Raw genomic sequence first — 10,213 nt, 5'->3', positions numbered from 1 at the left:
CGTGTGCGCCGCGGCGTGGGAAACCCATGCCCCCTGCTGCTCGTTGGCATTCCGAAGTCGGCCGTTGTGCTGTAGTGCCCAGAGGGAGGCAAAGCCATGAGCAAGGTGTATGGTCTTACGCAGCTCAATGCATCTGAAGATCTCCTGGAAAAGGCGCGTGGACCGTACACGACCATCTTGGCCGATCCACCCTGGCAATTTCAGAACCGGACTGGAAAGATGGCGCCGGAGCACAAGCGCCTGCTCCGGTATCCGACCATGGAAGTCAAGGAGATCATGGAACTGCCCGTTCCGAGGCTTGCGGCCGCAAGGTCCCATTTGTATCTGTGGGTTCCGAATGCGCTCTTGCAGGAGGGTCTCGCCGTCATGGCGGCCTGGGGCTTCACCTACAAGTCGAACCTCGTGTGGTACAAGGTTCGAAAAGACGGAGGCCCGGACGGGCGGGGTGTGGGATTCTACTTTCGCAATGTTACAGAACTCGTTCTCTTTGGCGTACGGGGGAGCATGCGCACGCTCCAACCGGGCCGGACGCAGGTGAATCTCTTTCTTACGCGCAAACGGGAGCACTCTCGGAAGCCGGACGAGCTTTACGAGCTTGTCGAAGCGTGCTCGCCGGGGCCCTACCTGGAGTTGTTTGCGCGGTTCCCCCGCCCGGGCTGGGATCAATGGGGCAACGAGGATGTGGAGGAGAACTCGTTTCATGGGGTTGCCAAGCGCCGAGGCCACATCGATCAGCAGTTGCGACTCTTGGAAAGCCCCCCCGGGTACGGCAGGCTTCGTGTGAGAGTCCGAGCCCGGACGACCGGCTCCTGATCCTGCGCGGCTCCAGCGGCAGATTGGCGGGGTGCGCTCCTTGGCGCGGCTGCTCCTGACGGAAGGCATTGCTTGCTCCCGCCCCCATCGTTTCAACTCCTCGCACAGGATCCCTCCGGCGCGCGCCGGGGGCGGCTGCGCCTGCTCCACGGCGAGGTGGAGACGCCGGCGTTCATGCCGGTGGGGACGCTCGCAACCGTCAAGGCGGTGACGCCGGAGGAGTTGCGCGACGTCGGGGCGGAGATCGTCCTCGCCAACACCTATCACCTCTACCTCAAGCCCGGCCACGAGCTGATCCGGGAGCTCGGGGGGCTCCACCGGTTCATGAACTGGCCGGGTCCCATACTCACCGACTCGGGCGGGTTCCAAGTTTTCAGCCTCGCGCCCCTTCGCAAGATCTCGGAGGAAGGGGTCGTGTTTCGCAGCCACCGGGACGGCTCGAAGCACCTGCTGACGCCGGAGAAGGTGATCGCCGTCCAGGAGGCCCTGGGCTCGGACGTGATGATGGTGCTCGACGAGTGCCCGCCCCACCCGAGCCCGCGCGGGTACCTCGAAGAGTCCCTGGCCCTCTCCAACCGCTGGGCCCTGCGATCGCTCGCCGCCCGCACGCGGCCCGAGCTTGCCCTGTTTGCGATCGTCCAGGGGGGGATGGAGGTCGACCTGCGGCGCCGGGCGGCCGACGAACTGCGGGAGCACCCCTTCGACGGCTACGCCCTGGGCGGGCTCTCGGTGGGGGAGGGCCAGGAGGTGATGCTCTCCACGGTGGCGTCCGCCGCGCCCCACCTGCCCGCCGACAAGCCCCGTTACCTCATGGGGGTGGGCACCCCCCTCGACATCGCCGAGGCCGTGGGGCGCGGCATGGACCTCTTCGACTGCGTGCTCCCGACCCGAAATGCCCGCAATGGAATGCTCTTTACTTCACAGGGGAGAGTTGCTATAAAGCACGCTCGTTTCGAGCGGGACCCCGGGCCCCTGGACGAAGCCTGTGGGTGCTACACCTGCCGGCACTACTCCCGCGCCTACCTGAGGCATCTCTACCAGTCGCGAGAGATCCTGGCCTCCCGCCTGAATACCCTGCACAACCTCTACTTCTACCAAGAGCTGATGCGCCGCGTCCGGTCCGCCGTAGAGTCCGGCAGTTACGCCCGGTTTCTTGCCGCGTTCCGGGAGTCTCAGGTCCGAGGGGCCGAGGCGTGAACCCAGACCACCTCAGGAGGTGACCCGATGCTTCCCTTCCTTCCCGACGTCGCCCATGCCATGGCTCCCGGAGGCGGAGACGCCGGCCAGAGCATCATGGGGCTCCTGCCCCTGGTCGCGATGTTTGCGATCTTCTACTTTCTGCTCATCCGCCCCCAGCAGAAGCGGGCCAAGGAGCACAAGGCCATGATCGAGGGCCTGAGGCGGGGCGACGAAGTGGTGACCTCGGGGGGCATCCACGGCAAGGTGACCGGGGTGACCGACGACGTCGTCACCCTCGAGATCGCGCCCAACGTGAAGATCCGCGTGCAGAAGCCGGCCGTGGGCAACGTGCTCAAGCGCGGCTCCGAGTAAGCCGGGTTGATTTTCTTCGGGCCCGCCGGGAGAATCCGGCGGGTTTCGTATGACGGGCTCGGGCGGTCTCGCCGGCACGTCCGCCGTGAGGAGTAGGTTGCGATGAACGTGAGTCTCAAGTGGCGTGCGACGCTCGTGGCCGCCTTTGCCGTGTTGGGGGTCCTGTTTCTCGCCCCCACCCTCATGGGGCCCGACGCGCGCCTGCCGGGTTTCCTCCCCCAGGAACGGCTCCACCTCGGCCTGGATCTCCAGGGCGGTATGCACCTGGTGCTCGAGGTGGAGACCGAGCGGGCCGTGGAAAACTCCCTGGAGCGCGTTGCGGGCGAGCTGCGCGAGACCCTTCGCGAGGAGCGCATCCGCGCCCGCACCGTGGAGGCGACGGGCCGAGAGCTTCGCATCGCGGCCCGCGACGGCGAGGCCGCCGACGCGGTGCTGGCGCTGCTGCGCAAGGACTACCCGGGGCTCCAGGTCCGGGGAAGGGACGACGCGGAAGCCGGGGTGACCCTCACGGTGGAATTTTCCCGGGACGAGGCGGCCCGCATCGAGGAGTACGCGGTGGCCCAGGGCATCGAGACCATTCGAAACCGGGTGGACCAGTTCGGCGTCTCCGAGCCCGCCATCGTGCCCCAGGGGGACCGGCGCATCTTGATCCAGCTCCCGGGCATCCGGGATCCCGAGCGCGCCATCCAGCTCATCGGCAAGACCGCCCAGCTGGAGTTTCGGCTCCTGGACGAGACCGTCGGGGTGGATCAAGCGCTGCGCGACGGCCTCCCCTCGGGCTCCGAGATTCTCAACGAGCACGAGGTGGATCCCCTGACCCGCCAGGTCATCCGCCGGGTGCCGCACCTCGTCCAGAAGCGCGTGCTCATGACGGGCGACGTGATTACCGACGCCCGCGTCCAGATCGACCCCCAGTACAACGAGCCCTACGTGACCCTCCAGTTCGACGGCCGCGGGGCGCGGGTCTTCGAGCGCATCACCGGCGAGAACGTCAACCGGCGCATGGCCATCGTGCTCGACGGGGTGGTCCAGTCCGCCCCGGTCATCCGGGAGCGCATCGGCGGCGGCCGGGCCCAGATCACCGGCCGGTTCACCATGGACGAGGCCCGGGACCTCACGATTGCGCTCCGGTCCGGGAGCCTTCCGGCCCCCGTGTCCATCCTGGAGCGGCGCACCGTGGGGCCCTCCCTGGGTCAGGACTCGATCCGGGCGGGGCTCATGGCCATGATCGTGGGGGGGGCACTGGTGGTGCTCTTCATCGTGCTCTACTACGGGGCGTCGGGCCTCATTGCCGACCTGGCCCTGGTGCTCAACCTGATCCTCATCATGGGGGCCTTGGCAGCGTTTCGCGCCACCCTGACCCTGCCCGGCATCGCCGGCATCGTGTTGACCATCGGCATGGCGGTGGACGCCAACGTGCTCATCTTCGAGCGCATCCGCGAGGAACTGCGCCTGGGAAAGACCCCGTCGAGCGCGGTGGAGGGCGGCTACGCCAAGGCGCTCTCCACCATCCTCGACGCCAACGTCACCACGTTCATCGCGGCGGCCGTCCTGTGGCAGTACGGCACCGGTCCCGTGAAGGGCTTCGCGGTGACCCTCTCCATCGGAATTCTGGCCAGCATGTTCACGGCCATCGTCGGCACCCGGGTCGTCTTCGACTGGATGCTGCGCCGGCCGGGCTTGCGCCGCCTGAGCATTGGTTAGCTGAGGACACGACATGGAGCTCATCCGCCCGGATACCCACTTCGACTTCCTGGGGAAGTCGCGGCTGTTCATCGGCGTCAGCCTCGTCCTGATCGCGGTGTCGGTGTTGAGCCTGGTCGCCCGAGGGGGACCCCGCTACGGCATCGACTTCGCGGGGGGCACCCTCATCCAGCTCCGGTTCGAAAAGCCGGTCAGCACCGAGCAGATCCGCGGTGTGCTGGGAAGCGTGGTGGAAGGGGCCCTCCAGGTGCAGTCCTTCGGCGAGGAGGACGAGTACATCATCCAGCTCGAGCAGAGCTCCGAAGAGCTCGAGGGGCTCTCCCGCCGGGTGCGCGATGCCCTGGCTTCATCCCTGGGGGGCGAGGGGATCGAGGTCCGGCGGGTGGAGATGGTGGGGCCCAAGGTGGGCCAGGACCTGCGGGAAAAAGGACTCCTGGCGGTGCTCTTCTCCATGGGGGCGATCCTGCTCTACATCTGGTGGCGCTTCGAGCTGCGCTTCGGCCTGGCCGCCATCGCCGCCACCTTCCACGACGTCATCCTCACCGTCGGGGCCTTTTCCCTCTTCAACAAGCAGTTCGACCTGACCACGCTCGCGGCGCTCCTCACCATCGTGGGCTACTCGCTCAACGACACCATCGTGGTCTTCGACCGGATCCGGGAGAACATCAAGAAGGCCGGGGGCAAGGGCAGCTTGAGGGAGATCATCAACGCGAGCGTCAACCAGACGCTCAGCCGCACGATTCTCACCTCGGGCACGACGCTCCTGGTGGTGGCGGCCCTCTTCGTCTTCGGGGGCGGCGTGATCCACGATTTCGCCTTTGCCCTCCTGGTGGGGATCCTGGTGGGCACCTACTCCTCCATCTACGTGGCGAACCCCCTGGTGCTGTGGCTCGAGCAGCGCGCCCACCGGCCCGGCAAGGTCGTCCGGTCAGCCTCCTGAACCCTGGGATGCTGCGCCGCTGGCTCCTTCGAGAGTCCGACGCCGAAGCCCGGGAGCGCATCTCCCGGGCTTCGGGCGTTTCGGGGCTGACGGCGGCGGTGCTGGCCGCCCGGGGCTTCGCCGGCTCCGAAGAGGTCCAGGCGTTCCTCTCTCCTTCCCTGGGGGCCCTGCCCGATCCTTCCCTCCTGCCGGGCATGGATCGCGCGGCGGCGCGCCTGACCCAGGCGGCTCGCGGGGGAGAGTCCGTGTGGGTCTACACGGACTACGACGTGGACGGCGTCACTTCTGCTGCCCTCTTGGGCGAGTTCTTCCAGGCCTGCGGCATCCCGGTGCAGACCTGGCTGCCGCGCAGGGACCGGGAGGGGTACGGCCTGCACGCCGACGCCCTGCGGGAGATGGCGGCCCAGGGGGGGCGCGTGGTGGTCACCGCCGACTGCGGGATCAACGCCGTGGCCGAGGCCCGCCTGGCTCGGGAACTCGGGGTCGACTTGATCGTGACCGACCACCACACCCCGGGGAACGAGCTTCCCCAAGCCCTGGCCGTGGTCAATCCCAAGCTCCCCGGGTGCGCCTACCCCGAACCCATGCTCGCGGGGGTCGGCGTGGCCTGGAACCTCGCCGCGGCCGTGCGCCGGCGCCTGCGGGACGCCGGGTGGTTTTCCGGCCGCCCCGAGCCCGACGTGCGCCACCTCCTGGACCTGGTGGCCCTGGGCACGGTGGCCGACATGGCGCCCCTCACGGGGGTCAACCGGGTGCTCGTGGCGGGGGGGCTCGCCCGGCTCAACGGCCCGGGGCGGCGCCCCGGGCTGCGCGCGCTCCTGCGGGCCATGGGTCTCCAGGGGGACGACGCGATCTCGGCGGGGCGCATCAGCTTCCAGCTCGGGCCCCGCCTCAACGCCTCCGGCCGGATGGCCAGCGCCGACCGCGCGCTGGCGCTCCTGCTGGGAACCGGGCCCGAGGCGGCGCTGGAGGAGACCGCCCGCACGCTCCACGAGCTCAACGAGGACCGCCGCAGGGAGGAAGCCCGGGTCCTTGACGCCGCCCGGGCGGTTGTGGAGCGGGGAGGGTGGCTTCGCCGGGGCGCCTTCTCGCTTGTGGTGGCGGGCGAGGGGTGGCACGAGGGCGTGATCGGCATCGTCGCATCGCGGCTCGCCGAGACCTACCACCGGCCCAGCGTGGTCATCGCCCTGGACGGAGCCTCCGGTACCGCCAAGGGTTCCGCCCGGTCCATCCGGGGGTTCGACCTCTATGGTGCCCTCGCCCAGTGCGCGGGTGTGCTGGAGCGCTTCGGGGGGCACCGCGCGGCCGCAGGGCTCGGGGTAGCCCCGGAACGGATTGGGGCGTTTCGGGAGGCGTTCGAGCAGGCGGCCCGCCGCGCCCTGGACGACGAAGACCTCATCCCCGCGCTTGCGGGGGACGGCGAAGCTAGGTTTGGGGAGCTCACGCTGGCATCCGTCCGGGAGCTGGAGCGCCTGGAGCCCTTCGGCGTGGGAAACCCGGCGCCCGTGCTCGTCTCCCGGGGCGTGACCGTGCTCGACGCGAGGGATCTGGGGGGCAAGGGGGTCCTCTTGCGTCTGGAGCAGGAGGGGCGGCGGTTTTCCGGAAAGAAGTGGCTGGAGCGCAGGGGCGCCGAGCCCGCCGGCCCTGCGGCTCCCACGTTGGCGGCCCGCGCCGGGGAACTGAGTGGGCGCACGGTGGATGTCGCCTACGTGCCCGAGGCCCGCACCTGGCGCGGCCAGAGCCAGGTGGAGCTCTCGCTGCGGGGCCTCCGGGCGGCCGGGTCCCGACTGGAGGAGCCGGCGGAGGAGTTGCTGGGGTAGAAGGGACCGACCGGAGACGAGAAGCACCGACCATGACCCCACACCCCCTCTCTCCCTTCAGGATCGAGGGGGGCTGGACCCAGGTACCGGTCCTCGACACACACATTGCCTCGTGGCTCTGAGCCGGCCTGCTGGAGCCCTTTCAAGGGAGCTGCCGATGCACGTGAAACGCCTCGACCACCTGTGCATCGCCGTGCGGGATCTGGAGACCGCCCGCAAGGCGTGGGAGCCTGTCCTGGGCAAGTCGGGGCCCGACGACGCCTACGTGCACGAGCCGGAGCAGATTCGCGTAGCTCGCTACTGGATCGGCGAGGTGGGGGTGGAGCTCATGGCCTCCACGACTCCGGACGGGCCCGTGGCACGCTGGATCGAGAAGCACGGCGAAGGCCTGATGCTGCTTGGCCTGAACGTGGAGAACACCCGCGCGGCCGTAGCCGAGCTCCAGACACAGGGATACCCGTTCCTCCCGGATGACAGGGGCATGGTGGCCAGGCCCTTCCGCAACTGCGAGTTCGCTTTCCTCGACCCCCGGAAACTCAACGGTGTCCTGACCGAGTTGATCGACGACCGGGAGGACGCGTTGCAGCAGAAGGAGGCCCCCCCTTCCCAACCGTTCCCCCGCGCCGCCGGGAAGGGCGCACCCCTCCCCCGACCGGAGCGCGAAGGCTTGGCAGGCGCGGGCTGCCCGGCCAGACCCCGACGGGCTTGAAACCCTGGATTTTCGTGCTACAGGTTGTCCCATTGCGCCTCGCGAGCGCCGGGCTCCGGGGGGAGCCGGAGGTGCCCGGGTCATGCCCGTCTACGACGAAGCCGACATCGAGCAGACCTTTCGGGATCTCGACCTGCACCAGGCCGTCAACTGCATCGTCTACGGCCACTCCAGCAACCGGCGAGACATCCGGGACTTCGCTCTCGAAACCCTCGATTTCACTCGAGTACGCAACATCCTCGATCTCGGGTGCGGCTTTGGCTTTTCTTCCCTCGGTTTTCGGGGGAAGATCCACCCCGGCACCCACATCGTCGGGCTCGACATCCAGGAGTGCTATCAGGGACCGTTTCTCCAGGCGTGCTCCTCGGTAGAGGCAGTGGGCGAATTTCACGCCTCCGACGTGGCCGAGCTCTCCACCTACCCCTCGCGCTCCTTCGATCTCGTGTTCTCCTGCTTCTCCCTCTACTTCTTCCCGGAGGCCGTGCGCGACATCGCCCGAGTTCTTACCGACCACGGAACGTTCGTGGCGGTGACCCACAGCCAGGAGAGCTGGAGGGAGCTGATTCGGCACATCCCCTTCACCCTGGAGTCGCTGGGCCTCGGGGTGCCGGAGCTCCTGAGCATCCAGAAGCTGCTGCGCACCTTCTCGGCGGAGAACGGGGAGGAGCTGCTACGCCCCTCGTTTCGCGAGGTGGAAAGGCGAGTCTACTCCAACCGCCTCCGGTTCGAGCCAGGCCAGATGGAACACCTGGAGGTCTACCTACGGATGAAGAAGAACCTCCTTCTCAAGGAGGTCTGCGAAGCAAGCCCGGACAGCGTCGGGGCAGCGATCCTCCAGCTCATGGCCGCGCTCACGGCCGAAGCCATCGATCGCGGAGCCGTGGAGTTCAACAAGGACGATGCGGTCTTCCTGTGCCGCCACCCGGTCGTGGACCGCGGCGCTCGCGTGCGACCCACCAGCCCGCGCTACTGCATGGCATGCGGAAGTCCCCTGGAGACGAAGAAGATCGAGGGGAAACGCCGGGCGATCTGCGCCGCCTGCGGGTTTGTCGCCTACGAGAACCCCCTGCCTGTGGCGGCCGCCCTGGTGGAGAACGGGAAGGGGGAGCTGCTGCTGGTGCGCCGGGGCAGGCACCCGATGAAGGGGATGTGGTGCCTGCCTTGCGGGTTCGCCGAAGCCGACGAACAGATCGAGGAGGCGGTACTGCGGGAGCTCTCGGAAGAGACGGGCCTCACCGGGACCGTAGATCGGCTGCTCGACGTGGCGACGGCCCGCAACTACTTCTACGGCAACATGGTCATGATCACGTTCGAGATTCGTGACGTCGAAGGCACTGCGTCGGCGGGGGACGACGCCGCCGAGGTGCGCTTCTTCCCCCTGGACCGCATGCCCGCCCTGGCCTTTCCCTCCCAGGAGAGGGCAGTTCGGCATTACCGGGAAGGCTTGCCCGAGAGCAGCAAGGGGAGGCTCGAAACGAGGTTCACGGCAGCGGGAGGGGCGGTGGCGGCCACGGACGGTGTCCTTCCGAGTGCAGGCGCGGGGCCCCGGGGGCTCGCGGGGTGTACGCCGTGAAGATCGCCCAGGCGTGCCGCCGGTACCTCCTCCTGGGCATCTTGATCCCCGTGCTGGGGGTCAGCGCTCTGGCCTACTTTGTCTCGAAAACGGCCCTCACCCGCCAGACCCACCACCACCTCCAGTCGGTGAGCGCGGTCCAACAGGCGCGCGTATCGCACCTGATCCAGCAGAACCAGGAGCGCGTGCGCCTGGTCTCCAGCCGCACCCAGCTGCGGAGGAGCGTGCGCACGTACCTGCACGGGGGCGCGCCGGACGAGGCCGTGCGGATCCGACAGATCCTCGCCGATGCCGCCGGCTCTCTCCCCGTGCTGGAGGGGGCCCAGGTGCTGACCCTGGACGGAGCGTCGTTGCTCGGCTCTTCCGCCGGTGCCGAGCTGACGGGGGAGGAGCTGAGCCGCGAACTGGCGCGCCTGGGGCAGGCGGGGGAGGTCACGGGGCGCTTCCAGCTGGAATCTTCGGGCCTTCGGGAGTTTTTGGCGGGACCCCTGGTCCTGGAGGGGGAGACCCTCGCGGTCCTGCTCATCGCCAAGTCGGCCGGCGACTACCTGGAGCTGGTCGGCGACACCGCGGGGCTCGGCGAGACGGGGGAGATCCTGCTCCTCCAGCGGGATGCCCAGGGCAACGCGCTGCTGCTCCTGCCCACGCGCCACGATCCCGAGGCGGGGCTGCGCCGCGTGGTAGGGGCGGAGACCGACGCAGTGTGCGTGCAGGCGGGCGACGGCGGGGGGCGGCCGCGCCTGCTCGCGGGCTCCGACTACCGGGGGAGGCGGGTTCTGGCGGCCAGCGCCGAGATTCCCGAGACTGGGTGGACGGTTCTCGTGAAGATGGACGAGAGCGAGGCCCTGGCGCCGGTGGTGCGGCTGCGCAACCTCATGGCGGGCGCGGCGCTCCTGGCGTCGCTTGCGGGCTGGCTCGTGGCGCTTCGCCTCTCCGGGGGCTTCGCAGGGCCGATCGAGGCGCTGACCCGGGCGGCGGAGCGCATCTCGGGAGGCGGCGCCTCCGAGAGGGCCGCTCCCAGCGGCATCGAGGAGATCGATACCCTGGCGGGGGCCTTCGGGAGCATGGCCGAGCGCCTGGTCGAGAAGAATCGGGAGCTGGAG

9 protein-coding genes are annotated in these 10,213 nt (G+C 68.8%); all 9 read left to right on the top strand.

Annotated features, from left to right (window positions below):
* Positions 1-96 precede the first annotated feature (96 nt).
* On the top strand, positions 97-813 hold the full coding sequence (locus tag AB1578_09040) for an MT-A70 family methyltransferase (GenBank protein ID MEW6488048.1): 717 nt from the start codon (positions 97-99) through the stop codon (positions 811-813).
* A 72-nt stretch (positions 814-885) separates the two neighbouring features.
* Positions 886-2,010: a tRNA guanosine(34) transglycosylase Tgt gene (tgt, locus tag AB1578_09035; protein MEW6488047.1), complete on the top strand. Its 1,125-nt coding sequence runs from the start codon at positions 886-888 to the stop codon at positions 2,008-2,010.
* Positions 2,011-2,037: 27 nt separating this feature from the next.
* Positions 2,038-2,364: a preprotein translocase subunit YajC gene (yajC, locus tag AB1578_09030; GenBank protein ID MEW6488046.1), complete on the top strand. Its 327-nt coding sequence runs from the start codon at positions 2,038-2,040 to the stop codon at positions 2,362-2,364.
* Positions 2,365-2,466: 102 nt separating this feature from the next.
* Positions 2,467-4,068 carry a protein translocase subunit SecD gene (secD, locus tag AB1578_09025; GenBank protein MEW6488045.1) on the top strand — a complete coding sequence of 534 codons (1,602 nt, stop codon included), beginning with the start codon at positions 2,467-2,469 and terminating at the stop codon, positions 4,066-4,068.
* Between the two features lie 13 nt (positions 4,069-4,081).
* Entirely contained in the window at positions 4,082-5,008 is a 927-nt protein-coding gene (gene secF, locus AB1578_09020; protein MEW6488044.1) for a protein translocase subunit SecF, read from the top strand.
* 8 nt (positions 5,009-5,016) lie between these two features.
* A complete protein-coding gene (gene recJ, locus AB1578_09015; protein MEW6488043.1) occupies positions 5,017-6,828 on the top strand; it encodes a single-stranded-DNA-specific exonuclease RecJ in 1,812 nt (603 codons plus the stop codon).
* A 157-nt stretch (positions 6,829-6,985) separates the two neighbouring features.
* Positions 6,986-7,537 (top strand): VOC family protein, encoded by a 552-nt coding sequence (locus AB1578_09010; GenBank protein ID MEW6488042.1) that lies wholly within the window; start codon positions 6,986-6,988, stop codon positions 7,535-7,537.
* 82 nt (positions 7,538-7,619) lie between these two features.
* Positions 7,620-9,110, top strand: coding sequence for an NUDIX domain-containing protein (locus AB1578_09005; protein MEW6488041.1), 1,491 nt, complete (start codon positions 7,620-7,622; stop codon positions 9,108-9,110).
* Positions 9,098-10,213 (top strand): HAMP domain-containing protein (locus tag AB1578_09000; GenBank protein ID MEW6488040.1); only part of this gene is annotated, 1,116 nt, incomplete at its 3' end. The genes AB1578_09005 and AB1578_09000, both read left to right, overlap by 13 nt.

Source organism: Thermodesulfobacteriota bacterium, from assembly GCA_040756475.1.
Classification (GTDB): domain Bacteria; phylum Desulfobacterota; class Deferrisomatia; order Deferrisomatales; family JACRMM01; genus JBFLZB01.
This window is presented reverse-complemented; position numbering and strand designations above follow the sequence as displayed.